Source organism: Streptococcus sp. 27098_8_23 (genome assembly GCF_041432195.1).
Classification (GTDB): domain Bacteria; phylum Bacillota; class Bacilli; order Lactobacillales; family Streptococcaceae; genus Streptococcus.
On the sequence record NZ_JAPVZF010000005.1, the window covers coordinates 91,453 to 112,983 of the forward strand.

At 41.2% G+C, this 21,531-nt stretch carries 19 protein-coding genes; 10 read left to right on the top strand and 9 right to left on the bottom strand.

Features of this window, described 5'->3' with window-relative positions:
• The first annotated feature begins 127 nt into the window (after positions 1-127).
• From O3652_RS07725 to O3652_RS07740, 4 genes are read left to right on the top strand one after another with little or no spacing between them, the layout of a single operon-like run.
• Positions 128-322 carry a helix-turn-helix transcriptional regulator gene (locus tag O3652_RS07725; protein ID WP_001082470.1) on the top strand — a complete coding sequence of 65 codons (195 nt, stop codon included), beginning with the start codon at positions 128-130 and terminating at the stop codon, positions 320-322.
• Positions 323-337: 15 nt separating this feature from the next.
• Positions 338-880, top strand: a complete 543-nt coding sequence (locus tag O3652_RS07730) for a DUF3278 domain-containing protein (RefSeq protein ID WP_049489950.1) — start codon at positions 338-340, stop codon at positions 878-880.
• A gap of 10 nt (positions 881-890) precedes the next feature.
• Positions 891-1,232, top strand: a complete 342-nt coding sequence (locus tag O3652_RS07735) for a hypothetical protein (RefSeq protein ID WP_185755874.1) — start codon at positions 891-893, stop codon at positions 1,230-1,232.
• A 12-nt stretch (positions 1,233-1,244) separates the two neighbouring features.
• Positions 1,245-1,784 (top strand): DUF3278 domain-containing protein, encoded by a 540-nt coding sequence (locus tag O3652_RS07740; protein ID WP_125384854.1) that lies wholly within the window; start codon positions 1,245-1,247, stop codon positions 1,782-1,784.
• A 109-nt stretch (positions 1,785-1,893) separates the two neighbouring features.
• Here O3652_RS07740 and O3652_RS07745 read toward each other — a convergent pair whose 3' ends face one another.
• The 8 genes from O3652_RS07745 to O3652_RS07780 are packed head-to-tail and all read right to left on the bottom strand — an operon-like array spanning position 1,894 to position 8,914.
• Entirely contained in the window at positions 1,894-2,895 is a 1,002-nt protein-coding gene (locus tag O3652_RS07745; protein WP_000412460.1) for a LacI family DNA-binding transcriptional regulator, read from the bottom strand.
• A 59-nt stretch (positions 2,896-2,954) separates the two neighbouring features.
• On the bottom strand, positions 2,955-4,856 hold the full coding sequence (locus O3652_RS07750; RefSeq protein WP_000657072.1) for an alginate lyase family protein: 1,902 nt from the start codon (positions 4,854-4,856) through the stop codon (positions 2,955-2,957).
• A 21-nt stretch (positions 4,857-4,877) separates the two neighbouring features.
• Positions 4,878-5,171: a preprotein translocase subunit YajC gene (gene yajC, locus O3652_RS07755; RefSeq protein ID WP_000381735.1), complete on the bottom strand. Its 294-nt coding sequence runs from the start codon at positions 5,169-5,171 to the stop codon at positions 4,878-4,880.
• Entirely contained in the window at positions 5,171-5,989 is an 819-nt protein-coding gene (locus O3652_RS07760; RefSeq protein ID WP_000148024.1) for a PTS system mannose/fructose/sorbose family transporter subunit IID, read from the bottom strand. Before O3652_RS07760 ends, yajC begins: the two co-directional genes overlap by 1 nt.
• Positions 5,976-6,755, bottom strand: a complete 780-nt coding sequence (locus tag O3652_RS07765) for a PTS mannose/fructose/sorbose/N-acetylgalactosamine transporter subunit IIC (RefSeq protein WP_000026611.1) — start codon at positions 6,753-6,755, stop codon at positions 5,976-5,978. Before O3652_RS07765 ends, O3652_RS07760 begins: the two co-directional genes overlap by 14 nt.
• Before the next feature lie 14 nt (positions 6,756-6,769).
• Positions 6,770-7,261, bottom strand: a complete 492-nt coding sequence (locus O3652_RS07770) for a PTS system mannose/fructose/N-acetylgalactosamine-transporter subunit IIB (protein WP_000211086.1) — start codon at positions 7,259-7,261, stop codon at positions 6,770-6,772.
• A gap of 10 nt (positions 7,262-7,271) precedes the next feature.
• A complete protein-coding gene (locus O3652_RS07775; protein ID WP_000592046.1) occupies positions 7,272-8,468 on the bottom strand; it encodes a glycoside hydrolase family 88 protein in 1,197 nt (398 codons plus the stop codon).
• An 11-nt stretch (positions 8,469-8,479) separates the two neighbouring features.
• Positions 8,480-8,914, bottom strand: coding sequence for a PTS sugar transporter subunit IIA (locus O3652_RS07780; protein ID WP_084944045.1), 435 nt, complete (start codon positions 8,912-8,914; stop codon positions 8,480-8,482).
• A gap of 270 nt (positions 8,915-9,184) precedes the next feature.
• Between O3652_RS07780 and O3652_RS07785 the strand changes: the two genes are divergently transcribed.
• Genes O3652_RS07785 through O3652_RS07800 form a run of 4 tightly spaced genes read left to right on the top strand, consistent with a single transcriptional unit; the run spans position 9,185 to position 12,331 of the window.
• Positions 9,185-10,000, top strand: coding sequence for a gluconate 5-dehydrogenase (locus tag O3652_RS07785; RefSeq protein WP_033585818.1), 816 nt, complete (start codon positions 9,185-9,187; stop codon positions 9,998-10,000).
• Positions 10,001-10,018: 18 nt separating this feature from the next.
• Positions 10,019-10,660 (top strand): RpiB/LacA/LacB family sugar-phosphate isomerase, encoded by a 642-nt coding sequence (locus O3652_RS07790; RefSeq protein ID WP_000684780.1) that lies wholly within the window; start codon positions 10,019-10,021, stop codon positions 10,658-10,660.
• Positions 10,661-10,690: 30 nt separating this feature from the next.
• Positions 10,691-11,692 (top strand): sugar kinase, encoded by a 1,002-nt coding sequence (locus O3652_RS07795; RefSeq protein ID WP_000161467.1) that lies wholly within the window; start codon positions 10,691-10,693, stop codon positions 11,690-11,692.
• Between the two features lie 9 nt (positions 11,693-11,701).
• Positions 11,702-12,331 carry a bifunctional 4-hydroxy-2-oxoglutarate aldolase/2-dehydro-3-deoxy-phosphogluconate aldolase gene (locus O3652_RS07800; protein ID WP_084944047.1) on the top strand — a complete coding sequence of 210 codons (630 nt, stop codon included), beginning with the start codon at positions 11,702-11,704 and terminating at the stop codon, positions 12,329-12,331.
• A 126-nt stretch (positions 12,332-12,457) separates the two neighbouring features.
• On the opposite strand, the gene O3652_RS07805 is transcribed toward O3652_RS07800, so the two are convergent.
• Complete coding sequence (locus O3652_RS07805; protein WP_185755875.1) at positions 12,458-15,661, bottom strand: LPXTG-anchored hyaluronate lyase; 3,204 nt, start codon at positions 15,659-15,661, stop codon at positions 12,458-12,460.
• A gap of 222 nt (positions 15,662-15,883) precedes the next feature.
• Here O3652_RS07805 and O3652_RS07810 point away from each other — a divergent pair, with 222 nt between their 5' ends.
• Positions 15,884-16,360 carry a glutathione peroxidase gene (locus O3652_RS07810; protein ID WP_000205052.1) on the top strand — a complete coding sequence of 159 codons (477 nt, stop codon included), beginning with the start codon at positions 15,884-15,886 and terminating at the stop codon, positions 16,358-16,360.
• 341 nt (positions 16,361-16,701) lie between these two features.
• Positions 16,702-21,531 (top strand): alpha-L-fucosidase (locus tag O3652_RS07815; protein WP_371590251.1); only part of this gene is annotated, 4,830 nt, incomplete at its 3' end.

Consider the following 21,531-nt stretch of genomic DNA (forward strand, 5'->3'; position numbering starts at 1 on the left):
CACTTGTCAGACAAGGCTAAGTTTCTTCGAAAAAAAATCTCAAAAATATGTCATATATACTTGACATCTCATCCCCAAAAGAATATAATATAGTCAAATATATACGACATATCAGAAAGGAGACCCTATGAATCGTGTGAAAGAATTCCGCAAGGAACTGGGCATTTCCCAGCTCGAGCTCGCCAAAGATATCGGTGTCTCGAGACAGACCATCAACATGATTGAAAACGACAAGTACAATCCAACCTTGGAACTCTGTCTCAACCTCGCCCGCAGCCTCCAAACTGACCTCAACAGCCTCTTTTGGGAAGACGATTTTTAAAAAAGGAGCAAACAAATGAAAAAAGAAACTCTCACTGAAAAACTTATCAAACGTACATACGGCATTTCTGGCCCCCTTGACGAACACAAACGGCGCGAGGCCGATCGTATCGGGAATCAGGTCTTTATCGTTCTCTTTTATCTCATGATATTTGGCAACCTCATCCCCTTTGTCCTTGCTTATAAATACCCACAAATTGTCGCTATCGGCTATCCTCTCGTGGTGTTTGGCATTTCGATGATGGCTGCCCTCTATGTGGTCTCTCAAACCAAGAAAACGGGCATCACAGCTATTGATCCCGAAATGTTGAGTCAGAAAGAAAGCAAACAGCTATATTTTCCTGGTCTAAAAGCCGGTCTGATCTATGGCATGGGCATGTTCTTTGGAATACCGCTTCTGAATGTCCTAACCGATGATAGCAAGGATTATCTTGGTTCTCTTTTAAATACAGGGCATTTTGTATCAACTATCCTAGCTACCTTCTTCTTCGGAGTGACCATACAAATTATCGTCTCTCTTCGCATTCGAAAAGCCAAGAAAGACCATGAAGACGACTAGGAGGTACCTTATGAAATCACTAGCCAGACTACTGATCAGCCATGTTTTTATCAGTATCTTTGTTACCTTTTTCCTACTTTCTGGACATATTGAGCATCCTTTCTTGATTATCTTTCTTTTATTCCTTCCTGTATTGAACAAGGGACAGAGATTCCAGAAAATCCAATCAAAAAAAATACGTCTTCTAAACGCATCTCTCTGTTTTATCCTCATATCCTTTCCACAACTTTTAACAAATCCTATGGATTGGAGATACCTGGTATTTCTAATAATCTGTATCATTTTTAGTTTGGTTTACTTCTATACTCTCTATCAACTCTTTAAAGAAGTCAATCAAAAATCGCTCATTTAGAAGGTTACTCCCATGAAAAAAGAAGATTTCACCACTCGCTTACTCAAACTATTCTTTCACATACAAGGGCCTTTTGATGAATGCCGTCAAGAGATGATTTACAAGGCTTGTGCCCGTGCCTTGATCCAAATCGTTTACTCCTCCCTCCTACTCTTCTTGTTCTATCTCCTATTTGGACGCTTCATAGAGTTGGTTCGAGATGCCATGCCCTACCTCTATTTTGGACTTATCTTCGTCCTCTCATCTAGGGCGAGACTAGCAGTTCGCAACTTACATTTCGACAAGGATGACCCGTCCGAAATCCATCACAAAAGATACAGCAAAAGTCAAATCAACCTTCGTAGTTGGGGTGTATTCATCAGCATTCCAATTGGCTTGTTTGTCTTATCAGCCTTTCACAAACTCTTTGTTCAGCATCTTCCCCTCGATACCTTTTGGGACAATCTCTCCCAGTTCGATAAAATGCTCCCTTTACTAGTCTTGGGTTTGGGAATTGGTGCCATCTTTGGAACCATGACCTATGCCTTTTTATCGGAACACGTTAAAAAATAGACCAAGATTCGCTAATTTTTTAATTTATAGGCAAAGAATCCCACCTAGTTCGTTCTAGGTGGGATTCTTTTATTTCTTAACAGAGGTCACAAGTCATTTCCCTTTCATCTTAGAAAGTAGACTCTTTCCAACTCACACTACAATCCAAGACTTGTTGCCTTTCTTCTTGATTGCGGCCTTCAATCTGGTCAATCAAAATCTTTGTAGCCTGTTGTCCTTCTTCAAAGGCGGGCTGAACCAGCGTCGAAACACTTGGAGAAGAAAAGCAAGTCCACTCCGTATTGTCAAAACCAATCAACCCAACTTGTGGCAAGTTATAGTTCAACTCTTTGATAACGGTAAAGACTAGAGGTAGGGCCCAACAGTTAGGAACAAATACCAGAGTTTTTTCATCGGGATTGATTTCTTTTTGTAAAAATTCCTTAATTTGTTCCAAATTCGTATGCTTATCTTCAATGGTTAGACTGGCGTGGCGCATATTAGCATCTGTCAAAGCATCCACAAAACCACTTGCCCGCTCAATCCGAGTACTCAAGCGACTCGTATCCGCTGTAATCAAAAGAAAATGCTCATAACCTTTTTCGATACAGGACTGGGTCATGTCATAAACGGCATCATAGTTATTGGTTTTGACCCAGCTAGTCCGGTGTTCATAGAGCTGACTATCAAAAAAGACCATTTTCTTCTTTTTCTCATCGATGATACGAGAATATTTTCGGAAATTAGAGGTCGGCTGAATAATAAAGCCGTCTACTCCCAAGAGAAGCATGCTTTCAATATACCGGTCCTCACTCTCTTGGCTGTAATTACTATTTCCTATCATTACCTGGTAGCCATTCTGGCTGGCGATATCCTCAATTCCCTTAACAATTTGGTTTGAGAAACTGTTGGTAATATCACCGATCAAAACACCAATTAATTTTGTTCGTTTGGAGTTTAAGCTACGCGCAACAATGCTCGGTTTGTAATTTGTTTCATGAATAACTTTTTCAATCTTTTCACGTGTCTCTCGGGACATTTTTTCATATTTCCCGTTTAGGTAAAATGACACGGTTGTTTTCGAGGTCTGAGCCATTTCTGCAATGTCTTTTATGGTCAGTTTCTTCTCCAATCTAAAACACCTCCTACTAATACTTAGTATAACATATTCACCATTCAAAATGCCTATTTCTAGCACTGCAAGCGAATCATTCTCTCATTTATTTTATCATATACTAGACATTTCCCACGCATTTTTGTTCCGTCAACGAGGCATAATTTTTCACCTACACAAATGTCCTCGCTTAATAACAAAATCAGCTTGTCTGTTTCGTCATTTTTCACTTCAAAAGCCAGAGCATTTTCCACTTCACGACCATCTGTCTGGTAGACAGAATGAAGGATGATTTCAAAACTCTCATGCGCAATGATGGTATAATCCAGCATCTGATTCTCAAAGAATTGGCGCTTGGTGAGTTTGCTGCTTTTTTCAAGTTCATTGTATTTAGGAGAAATAATGGTAGCTTCTAAATCAAAATCAACTTCACTCCATAGTCTCAACTGATTGATTTTCCCATCTTGATAGGTCACATCCTTGTCAAGAATAAACTGGGTCAACGCCTCATGCTGACCTTGACACCTGATATCATCTACCAAGAGCCAGACATCCTCTGCCAACATGAGGATTTTTCTCCTGTAAAGATAAGGCAAATCAGGATCTACTGACAAATAAGCCCCCTCAATATAATGCACTCCCTCTCTTTCTTTGTGGTGACAAAACAGGGAGTGAGGATAGTATTCATATTCCCAGGATCCCGTAATCCTTTCTGGAGCTTTCCCATCTACCATACAGGTCGAATGACTCCAAGCACTCTTTAAGAGATAACGTTCATCTATCTCCCGATAAGAATAACGCCCAGCATCTATGAAAATCGGTTGACCTTGATACTGTAAGCAAAAACTATTCTCGTCACTATGGCTATGGGCACTTCCCATCGGGCCGTTTTTGAAAAATAGATAACGATGTTCATCCTTAATGCAGACATGTCCAGAGTCTTCAAAGATCATGGACTTAGGCTGCCAAGCTCTCTTTTCAAATTCCTGCAGTCGCTTGACCTTTTCTCGCCCTAGGAACAAGAGGCTAAGCAAATCAACTTTAACATCCAGACCGTTAAGAAGATCTTCCTTGTTCAAAACCACAGCAGACAGGCTCAAAATCTCTGTCGTTTCTGTAGAATCGCTATCACCAAAAGCCAGAGTCCGTCCATCCAGGCCTGTCATCATCTGAATGTAAGTCGCCATCTTTTCCAGCAACTCTTGAAAGCTATCTTGCAAGTCTGGAAGCAAGAGACACAAGTCTAGCAAGGCTTTATAAACCTCTACATGATATAGAATCGACTGTTCAAACTGGCTTCCATCCTCTAAAATCTGCTTCTCAATTTGCTGTTTCAACTCCTCTGAAGCAAAAAGGTAAACTTCTTCTAAATCCATCTTATCTGAAAAGAAATGATAGATAGCAAGCATAGGAATTGTTTGTAAAATTCCCCAGTTACTAAGGGTGTACTTGGCGCGATAGTGGCTTTTCATAAAGTCAATCTGCTTTTCTAGACTGACCAAAATTTTCTCTAGCTCTTCCTCTTCTAGCAAGTCAAATTTCGAGAAGAGCAAGAGTAGTTTTAACCAAGTAAAGGAACGAATGCCTGTATCCAAGGTTCTAGTCATCAAAGATTGAGGAGAAAACTCTCTCACCTGCTCAATCCAATCAAATAGAAAGAACTTGCACTTTTGAATATAGCCCTTATCTCCCTCTACCAGATACCCTATCATAAACTGCAAGAGATATTCTTGTCGATTGAGCATATAAACCCATTCTGGATCATCTTCAAATACTTGATTCCACACCATCGGCTGGATTTGATAGATTTTTGAACAAGGTTCCATATCCCAAGGACTATCAAACATAAAACGATTGTCCATCAAGCGTTCAAGGGAACGCTTGACCTTCTCATAGTCTTTTGAACAGTGGGACAAGATATAGTCACGACATTGGTCCCCGTCAACTCTTTCAAAAAATTGTCTTCTTTCTTCTTTCATTATCTTTTACCAGAAAAAGAACTACTTAAAAAGCAGTTCTTTTGTCTTTCCCATTACACTTTCCTTTTCTACATAGATGACGACTCCTTTTGCAATCTGCAAAGAGATCAAGTCATCTTTGATAGAAATGATTTTTCCATGAATTCCAGACAACAACAACACTTCATCATCAGATGTTAAAGAAGCTAAATACTCTTGTCGTTGCTCCATCTGTTTGCGAAGCAACTTTTGCTGACGAATAGAATGAAAGCTTGACAGTAAAAGGGGGCTCACTGCCAAGACAATCACTATTCCATAAAACAATGTCGTATCCATTAAGCTAGAATCTTAAGCCAGCTTCCGATAATTCCGATGATAACTGTTAAAATAACGAGTTTATATGTTGTCCATTTCTTTTCTTTGATCAAGTAGTAAACTAAAAGTGTAAATAGGGCTGGTAGAAGAGCCGGAGCAACCTTATCAAGCATTCCCTGAATGCTTACGATACTTTGTTTAGCGTCTGCTTTTACTTCCCCTGCAGCAAAGGTAATCGGCACCATAATCTTAACAGATGTCGCTGCCAAACCAGCAATTACGGTTACACCGATAATATTGGCAATACGAGAAATCGTTGCCATCTGTTCGCTTAGTTTATCAATCACAGTTGTTCCTAGTTTGTATCCATACAGACCAGTTGACAATTTAATAGCTGTCAAAATCGTATTCATCGCAAGGAAGAACAAGATTGGACCGACAACCAAGCCTTCTTGAGCAAACGAAGCTGCGATGGTTGAGAACAATGGAGCTAAACAAAATTGAGAGAGAGAATCCCCAATACCTGCCAATGGTCCCATCAAGGCCATCTTGATGCTACGTGTTTCTTTTGCTGGGCGACCATTTTCCAACATTACAAGGTGCAAGCTGGTAATAAAAGGCAGGAAGTGTGGGTTGGTATTATAGAATTCACAGTTTTCTTCCAAGGCTTGGTAGAAACCTTCCTGATCCGCTCCATAGTGTTTTTTCAAAGCAGGATACATTACATTGGCATATCCCAACCCTTGATAGTTACTATAGTTAAATCCATTTTGTAAAAAGAATGCCCGCAAAGACGTTTTAAGATAATCACGTTTTGTTAATTTGTTAGATCCAGTCATCGTGTGCTTCCTCCTCTACCACATGATTCGCTGTTTTTGGCTTGTTATAAAATTCAATCAAAGCAAAGATAGTACCTACAATTGCAATACCAATTGTTGGGATGTTTAGATAAGCTGCACAAACATATCCCAATAAGACAAACGGAATCAACTCTTTCTTAGCCATCACTGACAAGATCATTGCAAAACCGATAGCTGGGAGCATTTTACCAGCAACTGTCAAACCTGTAAGCAATACCGGTGGAATGTAGTCTACGAGTTTCAACAAGGTATCCATTGAAAGGGCACCCAAGCAACCCAAGGTAAATCCAATAAAGGCAAACAACCAAATTGTTGCATTTAGAGTAAACTTGAATTTCTTCAAATTATGGTTTTTCAAGTGCTTCATCGCCGTTTCAGGTGCTCCAGCACGTACAGTGTAAGCGAAAGTTTGTAAGAATTGAATCGCCACAGCAATCGGAGTAGAGAGGGCAAGAGCCGCTTCTGGACTGACTTTACCAGCACTAGTGATAGCCATCAAGGTACCAAAGATACCAGGTCCGATTGGGTTTGGTGGAACAGTACCTCCAGCACCAACACCGAATCCCATATAAGCCAATTCACCAATAGCTCCCATTGCAAGAGCAGTAGGCAAATCACCTAGAATAATTCCGACACCAAATGACAGAACAATACATCTATTGGTGTAAATTCCTAACAGCATTCCACTAAAACAGAAAGCTGTCCATAATCCAATTAAAATCGCTTGAAATACATTAATCGACATAACGATCTCCTCTTTTAAATATAGTCCAGAATATTGACTTCAACAGCTCCATCGTTTCCTGTTGGAGTTGTTTTCGTATTAAATGTTACTTGATGCGTTTGACTCAATTCCTTAAGAGCTACCTTGTCCTCTTCACCTAGGAAGATAGAGCGTGTCACCTGCTCTTTACCAGGGGCATTGTGAATGTTCCCGATATTGATTTCTTTGATAGGGACACCACCTTCTACCAAGGTTAAAGCATCTTTTACATCCTTCACAACGATAAAAATTGTTTGAGCAGGGTTAGCCTTGTGAATGATATCAATCACCTTTTGTAAAGGGAAGAAACGCATAGCAACTGAGTCTGGCACAACTGTTTTCATCAGAGTTTGTTGCATCTTGTCCGTGCTCACTTCGTCATTGGCGACAATGACCGTATTACAACCTAAGTATTTTACCCAAAGTTGTCCTTGCCCGTGAATCAACCGTTCATCGATACGGGTCATAATAATATTTGGCGTTGTCATATTTCTCCTCCTACCAATATAGGTTCCAGTCTTTGTAGAAACGGATAAGCGCTTCTAGGTAATAGTAGTCACCCCAGATATTGCCTTCATCCACTCCTTTACCTGAATGCCATGAGTACACACCGTGGAGGAGACTTGTCCCACCAGGGGTAAATTGATCATTTGCATAATGTTCGATCAAGGAACGAAGCATGGCATGCATAGCATGTTTATAAATATCTTTGTCAGCATCCACCTCTGGGAGATGTTTTAACATTTCATGAATCCCACAGACGGCGATAGCTGTTGCTGAAGAATCTCGTGATTGATCACTACCATCATTAAAAATCAAATCCCAATAAGAAACATGATCTTTTGGCAGACGATTCAAGAAATAATTGGTTACACCCTTAAACAAGTCAAAGCAGGACTCGTCTTTCAGATAACGATAAGTCAAAGGAATACCATAGACTCCCCATGATTGACCACGTGCCCAGCATGAATCATCACTATACCCTTGTCTCGTTACACCTTTAAGGGGTTGACCTGTCTCAGGATCAAAATAGAAGGTGTGGAAGGACGAAGCGTCATCACGGATTACATTATTAGCTGAAGCATAGAAATGACTTTCTGCAATATCGTAGTATTTTTGATTGCCTGTTTCTTGATAAGCAAAGAACAAGAGTTGAATATTGAGCAAGCAGTCGATAATCAAACGGTAATGTTCTTTTTTGCCCAAGTCTCCCCAAGCCTGAATGAAGCCACCTTTTTCTTGATAGCGTTCAATCAACTTATTTGCAGCTTTCAAGGCTGCTTCTCTAGCCTCTCCATCTCCATCTCCATTTATCTTATATTCAGCCATACAAGACGGTGTGTACAAGAAACCGAGATCATGGTGATCCAACTCTACTCTCTTATTGACACGCTCCAGAAAAGAAAGAACATTTTTATGTGCCATGTTTTTAAATGCATCCTGTTGACTGTATTCATAAGCCAACCACAGTTCTCCCGTCCAGAAACCATTGGTCCATTCTGTGTTATCCATAATTGGATAGACATTATCAAAGGTAGCTGGTGTGGGGAAATCTTCCTTGAAATAGTCAAGGTTGAGTTCTAACTGCCTAATAACCTTTTCAATTGCCTGACCGACTTCTTCTTTCGTCAGAAGTGGTACTTCTAAGAAGCGCTCAGGCGATTTTATTTCTTCAATCGTAATCTTTTTTATCATTCTTTAATCCTTTAAATACCTGATTCGAAATCTTCTTCCTCTGCCTCTACATCAGTTGAAAACAATTCTTTACCATTTACGACTCCACTTTGGGCCGCTGCCACTGCTTTATCAGCAACTTCATCAAATCCATGGGCCATTCTAGCAAAGACTGCTTCCATTAACATGGCCAAGTTCAAACCTGAGAGAACATTCATTGTTTTGGTTGGATTTTCTACCATTATAGTAGAAGAAACCTTAAATGGTGTCCCTCCCAAGAGATCACTTAGGATTAAAACTTTTTCTTCATTTGAAATTGCAAGTAAGATTTTTTGCTTGAGTTCATCTGCTGACATTCCTTCCACAAAGTCAATCGCCTCCACATTTTCTTGATCGCCTGCAATCAATTGTAAAGAACTATAAATCCCTGTGGCAAAATGTCCATGCCCTACAAGTACAATTTTCATCTTTTCTCCTTCCTTGTTTGAGTTTACCGGTTTACTTTACATTTCCCATTGTAAACCTTTATTTTTATCTTGTCAATAGTTTTTTTAAAAAAATATTAGCGCTTTCATTGTTTATTTAACCATTATAATAGACAGAAATTTCAAAATCTTCCGTTTTTTAGGAAAACAAAGATTTTAAGAAATATAAACATTTAATTATTGACAAAACCGGTTTACTAGAATATAATTTGGTTATAGAGAAGTCTTAACAAATTTGAAAGGAAGTATCAAATGACAAATACATCATTCTCAATTGAGCAGTTTTCTTTAAAAGGAAAAATTGCTCTCATTACAGGCGCTTCTTATGGAATTGGATTTGCGATTGCCAAGTCCTATGCAGAAGCGGGTGCTACTATCGTCTTTAACGATATCAATCAAGACCTGGTCAATAAAGGGATTGAAGCTTATCGTGAAGTTGGCATAGAAGCCTATGGGTATGTCTGTGACGTGACAGACGAGAACGGTATCCAAGCCATGGTCAAGCAAATCGAACAAGAGGTTGGTGTCATTGACATCCTCGTTAATAATGCTGGTATTATCCGCCGAGTTCCAATGTGCGAAATGAGCGCCGCTGATTTCCGTAAGGTCATCGATATTGACTTAAACGCACCATTTATCGTTTCAAAGGCAGTTATTCCTTCTATGATAAAGAAAGGGCATGGAAAGATTATCAATATTTGTTCGATGATGAGCGAACTGGGACGTGAAACAGTTAGCGCTTATGCTGCCGCTAAAGGGGGCTTGAAAATGTTGACCCGCAACATTGCGTCTGAATACGGTGGAGCCAATATCCAATGTAACGGAATTGGACCGGGTTATATTGCCACTCCTCAAACAGCACCTCTTCGTGAGTTACAAGAAGATGGTTCTCGCCACCCATTTGACCAGTTCATCATTGCAAAAACACCTGCTGCACGTTGGGGGAATCCTGAAGATTTGATGGGCCCTGCTGTCTTTCTCGCTAGTGATGCCAGCAATTTTGTCAATGGCCACATCCTATATGTAGATGGCGGTATCTTAGCCTACATCGGAAAACAACCTGAGTAACAATAGAAAGAAGATCTTATGAAAATCGCATTAATCAATGAAAATAGTCAAGCTAGCAAGAATCACATTATTTACGATAGTCTGAAAGAAGCAACAGATAAAAAAGGCTACCAATTATTTAACTATGGTATGCGTGGAGAAGAAGGTGAAAATCCATTAACATACGTACAAAACGGACTAATGGCTGCTATCCTTTTAAATACAAAAGCAGTCGACTTTGTTGTTACCGGCTGTGGTACAGGTGTAGGGGCTATGCTTGCTTTGAACAGCTTCCCTGGTGTTGTCTGTGGTCTAGCAGTGGACCCAACTGACGCTTACCTTTATTCTCAAATCAATGGTGGTAACGCCTTGTCTATCCCTTATGCCAAAGGATTTGGCTGGGGGGCAGAACTGACCCTCAAATTGATGTTTGAACGCTTATTTGCTGAAGAAATGGGCGGTGGCTACCCAAGAGAACGTGTAATCCCTGAACAACGCAACGCTCGTATCTTAAACGAGGTGAAACAAATCACCCACAATGATTTGATAACCATCCTTAAAACAATCGACCAAGACTTCCTCAAAGACACCATCTCTGGCAAATACTTCCAAGAATACTTCTTTGAAAACTGCCAAGATGATGAAGTCGCTGCTTATTTGAAAGAAGTATTAGCCAAGTAAAGCTATTCTAAACCAGAAAGGAACTAATGGATGACGAAAATCTTACTGTTTGGCGAACCATTAATTCGAATCTCACCATTAGATGCCACCAGTATCGGCGATCATGTTGCCAGTTCGACTTATTTTGGCGGATCAGAAATTAATATCGCTTGTAATTTGCAAGCCCTGGGTATCTCAACGAAAGTCTTTACCGCACTCCCTGCCAACGAGATTGGAGATCGTTTTATTACATTCTTGAAACAGCACCAAATCGATACCAGTTCAATCTATCGGCTTGGCGATCGAATCGGCCTCTACTATTTGGAGAACGGCTTTGGTTGTCGTCAAAGTGAAGTTTTCTACGATCGTAAGCATACGAGCATCAGTCAGATTCGGCCAAACATGCTAGATATGGATTCTCTCTTTCAGGGGATTAGCCATTTTCATTTTAGTGGAATCACCGTAGCTATCGGTCAAGAGGTTCGTACGCTCCTTCTCCTACTCTTGGAAGAAGCCAAGCGCCGAGGGATTATCGTTTCAATGGATCTCAATCTGAGAACAAAGATGATTTCAGTCCTAGAAGCCAAGTATGAATTTTCTAAGTTTGCTCGTTTCGCTGATTATTGCTTTGGTATTGATCCTCTCATGATTGATGACCAAAATCTAGAGATGTTCCCAAGAGACAGAGCTAGCCTAAAAGAGGTGGAAAATCGCATGCAACTTTTAAAAAAAACCTATGGTTTCAAGGCCATTTTCCATACCCTCCGCTCTAGTGATGAGCAAGACAAAAATGTCTATCAAGCCTATGCTCTGGGAGAACGATTTGAAGAGTCTGTCCAACTAAAAACTGCAGTCTATCAACGAGTTGGTAGCGGGGATGCCTTTATCTCTGGTGCCCTTTACCAACTACTCCATCATTCCTCCCTAAAAACTAGCATTGACTTTGCAGTTGCCAGTGCCACTCTCAAATGTACTCTTCCAGGAGACCATCTCTCCACTCCCGCAGCTAGTATTGAAAAATTACTGGAAAATGCACAAGATATCATTCGTTAGGAGAATTACATGACCAAATCAGATACGATTATTGAACTAAAAAAACAAAAAATTGTCGCTGTCATTCGAGGAAATACAAAGGAAGAAGGACTACAAGCTTCGATTGCTTGTATCAAGGGCGGTATCAAAGCTATTGAAATTGCCTATACCAATCAGTATGCAGGGCAAATCATCAAGGAACTTGTAGACTTGTATCAGGACGATCAGAGTGTTTGTATCGGTGCAGGTACTGTGCTTGATGCCGTAACTGCTAGAGATGCCATTCTAGCCGGAGCAAATTACGTTGTTTCTCCATCTTTCCATGCTGAAACTGCAAAAATGTGCAATCTTTACAGCACACCGTACATTCCAGGCTGTATTACCCTCACAGAGATAACGACTGCACTTGAAGCCGGTAGTGAAATCATCAAACTCTTCCCAGGTAGTGCTCTCAGTCCATCATATATCTCTGCAGTCAAGGCGCCAATCCCACAAGTTTCCGTAATGGTAACCGGAGGAGTCGGCCTAAATAACATTCCTCAATGGTTCGCTGCTGGTGCAGACGCCGTTGGAATTGGTGGCGAACTCAATAAACTCGCTTCCCAAGGCGACTTTGACCGCATCAGCGAGATTGCCAAACAGTATGTTACACTCAGATAAAATGAAGTGAAAAAGGATAAGTGTTAACTTATCCTTTTTTAAAAGAAAAATCCGAAGATGTTTGACCTTCTTCGGATTTTTTCTATTTTCCACAGTTTCATGTGATTCATCTAGATGATGAACAAATCAGTTGTTCTTTCCTCTGCGGAACAGATAAACCGCCCCAAGTAGCAATAGCCCTAGACTTGCCAAGATTGACTGACCTTCTCCTGTATGAGGGAGATTCTTTTGATCCGAATGGTTCTTTTCTTCTTCAGATTTTTCCTTTTCTTTTGAATCCTGAGTTTGTGGCTGAGCTGCTTTTTCTAACTTTTTAAAGACTTCCTGATCTGGCGCTGATTCCTGGGTTTCAGGATTGTAGTAGGCAACCTTATAGTCATCCCCTTCTTTTCGAATAGTATAGACTCCACGTTTCAAGACTTGGAATTGGTTGGAAATAGTAGAGACAGAATCATCATATTTCACAATGCCCCAAACTCCTTGTTTGGCATCATAAACAGACTGAAGGGTCTCATTGTTATCGATGAGGCTACTTTCTAACTCTTTTACCATTTGATTGAAGGTGGCACGATCCACGTTAGGGATGAGCATATAGCCATAAGAATCTCCATTTTGCTTATGAGCCTGACTAATCGTAAGAAATTCATTTTCGACTTCCTTGTCTGACTGTCCTTCATTGATATCCTTCCAAGATCCCTTTTGGACAGCCTTACTCATACTGATTGAACTCTTCTTAAAGAAAAAGTAACCAATATTCTTTTTCGAATTGGACGATTCTAAAAAGACACTTTGGGTTTCAGGATAATCCTTTTCTTGTTCTGGGAGGGAGGCTTCTTTATCATTGACATAGACTTTATATGGATCACTTGATTCCAGTTTTCTCTGGTCAATTGTAGTTGCAGCAGTATCTGTTGAAGTGTTCTGGATATTGCTTCCTAAAAAGGCAATCTTATCCTTCAGCATAAACCAGCTCTTATGAGCAGTCAATGTTTGATTCCAGTTAGTGAAATCCATGGTTGCTGTCGCATTGGCCTCATCTAGTTTGCTCGTTCCAACGAAAGCAGACGGTAGAACTTTACCTGTATCACTATCCAATCTCTTAGCATCCGTCTCTGTCGTACCAGGCATCTTATAGGGATTAACTGTTGGCCAGTAGCCATCGCTATAGTGACTCAAATCACCATTATAGAGATAGAACATCCCATCACTTGTATACCAACCACGTTTGTTTTCCTTGTTCATGTGTTCGTAATTCAAGGTACGACTGGAAAAGAGTGATAAGCCAAATCCAAACCCTTTCTCTGCATTGTACATAGCTGTTTTATCCATCTTGTTAAAGGCAGATAGGTAACTTGTTCTTGGAGTACTTGCGACTCCAGCATCGCTTAACAAGGATTGCATCAAACTGATATCCTTATAAGTCTTCAAATTCTTAAAGACATCATAATAACTATCTGATTGAACAATGGTCTTCACAAGACTCTGCAACCGTTGTTTGGTTTCTCCTTCAGACATATCCGCTATCCGGTGAATCCCTCTTAGTACTTCTACTGCGGCCACATGCCCCTCGCTATTTGCACGACTGATAGAGCGGCCACGACTCATATCCATCAGCTCTCCATTCACTAGCAAAGGAGCAAACGATTTATCAATCCAGTGGTACATGGTTTGCATTTTATCTTTATCGATTGGGCTCTTGGTCTTTTGAATAACTGGCAACAGTTGAGACAGGCCATCAATCAAGACATTTCCATAAGCACCCGTATAGGCAACATTGGTGTGGTCGATATAAGATCCATCCTGATAAAAACCTTCGCCTTGGTCTACCAACTTAAACACTTGCTCAATCGAACGAATGGTAGAAGAAATTTCTTGGTCATCCTTGCGCAGTAAACCAGCTATTACTTTTACCCTTCCCATATCCACTAAGTTTCCACCTAGGGCCTTAAATGGGTTATCAGTCGTCTTTCGGAAATGTTCGGGATCTGGCACAAATTTTTCAATCACATCTGTATATTTTTTTATTTCCTCATCTGAGAAGTATTCTTTCATCAGAGACAAGGTATTGTTGATGGCACGAGGTGTACCGATTTCATAATCCCACCAGTTCCCAACAATGCTCTTTTCACTATTGTAGACATGTTTATTCATCCATTCCATGGAATCCCTAACTGTTCGAATGACGGTTTCATCTTGATAATAACGAGAAGAAGGATTGGTCACTTGCTTGGCCATCTCCTCTAATTTCCGATAAGTGGCAGTCAGATTCGCAGACGTTTTATAATTTGAAAATTTTTCCCACAAATAGGTGCGGTCCGCCTGACTTGAAATACTGGATAGGCTATCAGCTACCTTTCCTTCCAGCTCCTGGTTTAACTTGGCCATCTGTTCATTTTTAGAATCATAGTATTGATTCCCAGCGATGATGCCATTCCAGTCATCCAAACGGTCTGTGTATGCATCCTTAACAGAGGCTAGAATCTTCAAAGGAATCTTTTTCACTTCCTTGCCATCTTTACTGATAATGACATTGGTTGTCCCTTCCTTAAGAGGTTCTAAAATTCCATTTTTGACTGAAGCAACGTCAGGATTTTCTACCTTATAAGTATAGTCCGCAAGAGCAAAGACATGTTTTTTCCCAATTGGTAAATCAATCTTTTCCTCAAGCTGTTTATCTGTTTGAGAATCCTCAGAAGGCTGGTCTGCTACCTCTACCAGCTCAATATCCTTAAAGGAAACAGTCCCTGTTCCCGTTTCATAGAATAACTCCAGCTTGATTTTATCAACATCTAAAGTCGGGCTATAGTCTGCTTCAATAGTCTGCCAGTCCTTTGTTCCCGACATTGTTGCAGAATTCCACAATTGCTTGTCCTTACCACTTTCCTCAATGATGCGAACCTTAGCAATCCCCACTTTATTATCTGTTTTAATCTTGAAACGCAGTTTATACTTTTTCTTAGCTTCAATAGGGACTATACGGTGAACTACTGCCCTTAGTTTCTCAGAACTTGAGATAGTGACAGCCCCATCCTTGGCTTCAATGACTCGAGTTGAGGCACCTGAAGAACTATTCTTCTGGTCTACCCAAGCTGACCACCCCTTAGCTTTGCTTCCTGTCCAAGGACTGCTTCCGTTCTCCGTCTGACTAAAATCACCATTTTCAACTAAATTTTTGGTATCCCTTTGCTGATACTGAACTTCCTTCTGGCTTTGCTGAATGGTATTCGTAGTCGTTTCTTCCGCTCCAACTGTCATATAATGGTTTAATAAAAATCCCGATAAAACAAGTGAAGACAAACTCACAATGAGCTTCTTTGTTTTTGTTTGCATGTGTACACTCCAATAAACATATTGTAAAATCAATAGGAACTAAATCTCAAATTAGAGATTTATAGCAACTGAGTAAACCGGTTTAATTAAATCATATCATTTTTAAAGTTATTTGTAAACGGTTTCTATCATATTGAGGGCTTATTCTTCAACAATATCTCCCATCCAACTCGACGAAAAGGGTAAAAACTGTTACAATGTAGAAAAAGAAAAGAGGCCCTCATGACCAGTGTATATGATTTTTCCGCTCTGAACCAAAACAACCAAGCAACTCCCCTGGAGAGCTATCGTGGCAAGGTTCTCTTGATTGTCAACACTGCTACAGGATGTGGTTTAACGCCCCAGTACCAGGGACTTCAAGAACTCTATGAACGCTATCAAGATCAGGGCTTTGAAATCCTAGATTTCCCTTGCAATCAGTTCATGGGACAAGCACCCGGCAGCGCAGAGGAAATCAATAGCTTCTGCAGTCTACACTACCAGACCACTTTCCCTCGCTTTGCCAAGATCAAAGTCAACGGCAAGGAGGCAGATCCTCTTTATGTTTGGCTAAAAGACCAGAAGTCTGGCCCGCTAGGAAAACGAATCGAATGGAATTTTGCTAAGTTTCTCATTGGCCGAGATGGGCAAGTCCTTGAGCGCTTCTCTTCCAAAACAGACCCCCAAACCATCCAAGAGTCTCTCCAAAAAATACTCTAATTTCTTTTTAAAACGTATCCTTTCATTTAGTTTGATCCCTGAAGGGTGCGTTTTTTCTTTAAAAAGTAACTGATTTTCTTTAATTTATATTTATTTTTTTGCTTTTTGCTATTGCAATTCTTTCATTAATTTAGTATATTTGTTATATTAAAAGTTTTCAGTCATTTTAAGGGAGAAATGACCTTTTAAATTTTTTTATCTTAAAATGAAAGCGCTTTATAAACAGGAGGTAAGGTGGCTTACAAATTATCAGAGAGTTTTTTCATTAAATCAAGTTGTAACCAAGTCAGACTTGGGCTTGGGCAGTAGCTGACTGCCTTTCTAAAAACTAGGAGTATATTATGAATCGATACCTTTTTGAAAAAGGGCAAACATTTAGCATTCGGAAGTTGACTGTAGGTGTGGCGTCTGTTATCGTCGGACTGGCATTTTTTGCTTCTGGAACCGTGCGTGCAGACGAAACGTCTCCTGCCACAACATCCAATTTAGATCAGCAAATGAAACAAGTCGCAGATATAGAAAAGACCAAGGTTGAACCAGTCAAAGAAGAAGGCCGTGTAGAAGCTGAAAAACAAGAAACACCTGTTGCCGATACCAACAGTGCTGACTTGCTCCCTGAAGACATTCAGGACCGTGCCTATCCCGACACACCTGTCAAAGAACTCGATACGACTACTATCGTTGACCAAAAAGCTAGTCCAAAAGTAGAAACTAAGAGCATTCTAAAGGACAAGGAAGAAGCTCCAAAAGAAGCTGAGAACGGAAATCGTGCCATCATTAACGGTGGACAAGACCTCAAACACATCAACTACGAGGGACAACCTGCTACTGCTGCTACTATGGTTTACAGCACTTACAACGCAGGGGAACAACGCTACCTCGTTTCAGGCTCAGGTATCTTTGTAGCACCTAACCTGATCCTTACCGTTGCTCATAACTTCCTAGAAGCCAATAAAGAAACTAGCGAAGGTCACATTCGTGGTGGAAAATCTGCCCAGTTTTACTATAACGTTGGTTCAAACAGCGAAAAGAAAAACTCACTGCCATCTTCTGGGACTACGGTTTTATTCAGAGAAAAAGACATACATTTCTGGAACAAGAAAGAGTTTGGAAAAGGCTATAAGAATGACCTTGCTCTTGTAGAAGCTCCTATTCCTCTTCCGATTGCTAGTCCAAACAAAGCAGCAACCTTTGCGCCTTTAGCGGAGCACAAGACACATCAGCCGGGAGAAGCCATCAGTACGATTGGCTACCCAACTGACTCGAGCTCCAAAGAACTGAAACAACCTATCCTAGCTGGTCAGCTTTACAAGGCAGATGGGACCATCCGATCTGTTGAGTCCTATGATGATAAGGGAACAACCGGTATTACCTACAAAACCACTTCTGTATCTGGTTTGTCTGGTGGCGGGATTGTCGATAGCCAAGGAAAAGTTCTGGGGGTTCACCAACACGGAACCGTTGACAATGGTGTGGCTGAAAAGGATCGCTTTGGTGGCGGACTCGTCCTTTCACCTGAACAACTGAAATGGGTGAAGGACATGATTGCCAAGTATGGTGTGAAAGGCTGGTACCAAGGTGATAACGGAAATCGTTACTACTTTACCGATGAAGGACGTATGCTTCGGAACGAAACAGCTGTTATCGGAAGCAACGAATATTCCTTCAACCAAGATGGGATTGCTACCTTGACCAAGGGAGTTGAATACGGTCGTGTGGTTATTCAACACGAAGACGAAGAAGGAAATCCTGTCAAAGATAATGACACCTTTATCGAACAGACAGCTGTTGATTCGCCATTTGACTATAATTTCAAAAAAGAAATTGAGAAGACGGACTTCTATCAGAAGAATAAAGACAAATACGAAATTGTATCCATTGATGGCGTAGCAGTTAATAAACAGCTAAAAGATACTTGGACTGAAGATTACAATGTTGTCAGCAAAGCGCCTGCCGGTACACGTGTCATCAAGGTGGTCTATAAAGTCAACAAAGGCTCCTTCAAAGTTTACTACCGTCAAAAAGGAACCACTACTGAACTAGCGGAAGCGACAGTTGATAACAATGAAGGTCAAGAGTATGACGTTTCCTTTGTCAACACCTTCCATGCAAAAGACATTGCTGGCTACCGTCCAGTCAAAACCAGCCTGGAAGCAAGGATCCAGCATAAAGGTGTGAATGAGGTCGTCTTTGAATACGAGCCAGTCGCTGATACAGCCAATCCAACGACACCGACTCCACCAGTCGCTCATCCAGAAGATAAAGAAACCGAGATTGGCAATCATGGACCTCTTCCAAGCAAGGCTCAACTCGATTACCACAAGGAAGAATTGGCAGCCTTCATCCACTATGGAATGAACACTTATACCAATTCTGAATGGGGAAATGGGAAAGAAGACCCCCGGTACTTCAATCCAACCAACTTGGATACTGACCAGTGGATTCGTACTCTGAAGGAAACGGGCTTCAAACGAACTATTATGGTTGTTAAACACCACGACGGATTCGTTGCTTACCCATCTAAATACACCAACCATACCGTAGCTGCTAGCCCATGGAAAGATGGTAAGGGTGACCTTCTCGAAGAAGTTTCCAAGTCCGCTAGCAAGTATGACATGAATATGGGTGTTTACTTGTCACCATGGGATGCTAATCATCCAAAATACCATGTTGCAACCGAAAAAGAATACAACCAATACTATCTCAACCAGCTGAAAGAAATCCTTGGTAATCCGAAATACGGTAACAAAGGGAAATTTATCGAGGTTTGGATGGACGGTGCACGTGGTAGCGGTGCCCAAAAAGTAACCTATACCTTCGATGAATGGTTCAAATACATCAAAGAAGCCGAAGGAGATATCGCCATCTTCTCTGCTCAACCGACAAGCGTTCGCTGGATCGGAAATGAACGGGGTATCGCAGGTGACCCTGTCTGGCATAAAGTTAAACGGGCCAACATCACAGACGATGTGAAAAACGAATACCTCAACCATGGTGACCCAGATGGTGATATGTACTCTGTAGGGGAAGCTGACGTTTCGATCCGTTCGGGCTGGTTCTATCATGACAACCAACAGCCGAAATCACTCAAAGAGTTGATGGATATCTACTTCAAGTCTGTTGGTCGTGGAACCCCACTCCTTCTCAATATTCCACCAAATAAAGAAGGAAAATTTGCAGATGCAGATGTGGCTCGCTTGAAGGAATTCAAAGCAACCCTAGATCAAATGTATGCGACTGACTTTGCCAAAGGCGCAACTGTAACAGCAAGTTCTACTCGTCAGAACCACCTCTACAAAGAAAGTCACCTGACTGACGGTAAAGATGATACTAGCTGGGCGCTCTCAAATGATGCCACAACTGGTAGCTTTACAGTTGATTTGGGCCAAAAGAGACGCTTTGACGTCGTTGAACTCAAGGAAGACATCGCCAAAGGGCAACGTATCTCTGGTTTCAAGATTGAAGTTGAGATCAATGGACGTTGGGTGACTTACGGCGAAGGTTCGACCGTTGGTTACCGTCGCTTGGTTCAAGGCAAGCCTGTTGAAGCACAAAAAATCCGTGTAACCATCACCGGTGCTCAAGCAACCCCAATCTTAACCAACTTCTCAGTCTACAAGACACCAAGCAGCATTGAAAAGACAGATGGCTACCCTCTTGGACTGGAATACCACTCAAACACAACGGCGGATACAGCCGGAACAACTTGGTACAATGAATCTGAAGGTGTTCGTGGCACTTCTATGTGGACCAATCAAAAAGATGCCAAAGTAAGCTATACCTTCACAGGAACCAAGGCCTATGTCGTCTCTACAGTCGACCCAGGTCATGGAGAAATGTCCGTCTACGTTGATGGTCAAAAGGTTGCCGATGTGCAAACTAAGAACGCTAGCCGTAAACGTAGCCAAAAAGTCTTTGAGACAGGCGATTTAGCACCTGGCCAACACACTATTACCCTCGTGAACAAAACAGGCGAACCAATTGCTACAGAAGGGATCTACACCCTAAACAATGATAGCAAGGGAATGTTTGAACTCGAGTCTACTAACTACGAAGTCGAAAAAGGAAAACCAGTCACTGTTAAGATTAAACGTGTTGGTGGAAGCAAGGGGGCTGCTACTGTTCGCTTTATTACAGAACCTGGAACTGGGGTTCACGGTAAAGTTTACCAAGATACAACTCAAGATGTGACTTTTGAAGATGGAGAAACAGAAAAGACTGTTACCATCCCAACGATTGACTTTACAGAACAAGCCGACTCTGTCTTTGACTTCAAAGCCAAGCTCACTTCTGTCACTGATGGTGCCCTGCTCGGTTTCGCTACAGATGCAACCATCCAAGTGATGAAAGCTGAATTGCTGATCAAGGACCAAACAAGTTATGATGACCAAGCTAGTCAGTTGGATTACAGTCCTGGCTGGAACCATGAAACCAATTCCGCAGATAAATACCAAAAGACGGAGTCTTGGGCTTCCTTTGGTCGCTTAACTGATGAACAAAAGAAAAAGACAACCGTAACAGCTTACTTCTACGGTACTGGACTTGATATTAAGGGCTATGTTGATCCAAATCATGGTATCTACAAGGTATTCCTCGACGGCAAAGAAGTTCCTTACCAAGAGGGCATGGGAAATGCTTCGACTATTGATGGTAAGAAATACTTTAGCGGTCATGCAGCCCAACGCCAAGGCAATCAAACTCTGGTTAGCTTAAAAGGTCTGGACGAAAACTTGCACGCAGTCACCCTTCAACTAGATCCTGATCGAAACGATTTGTCTCGAAATATCGGTATCCAGGTAGACCAATTCATCACTCGTGGCGAAGGTAGCGAACTCTACAGCAAGGCAGATATCATCCAGTCTATCTCAAAATGGAAAGACGATCTGTCCAACTTTGATCCAGCAGGCTTGAAAAATACGGCTACTGCACGCCAAGCTTTCCAAGCAAATCTAGAAAAATTGAGAAACCAACTCAGTGCTGATGCAGTGGATGTTCAAGAAGTCATGTTGACAGTCAGTGCCCTACAAGATATCCTATCCAAGGACGAGAACTATCAAAGAGGCCAAGAGGAACCTAGTCCAGAGCAACCTGAACAGCCTGAAGAACCTTCTAAACCTGATCAACCAGCTGAACCAAAACAACCGGAAATTGAGTATGATAAGGCTATGGAC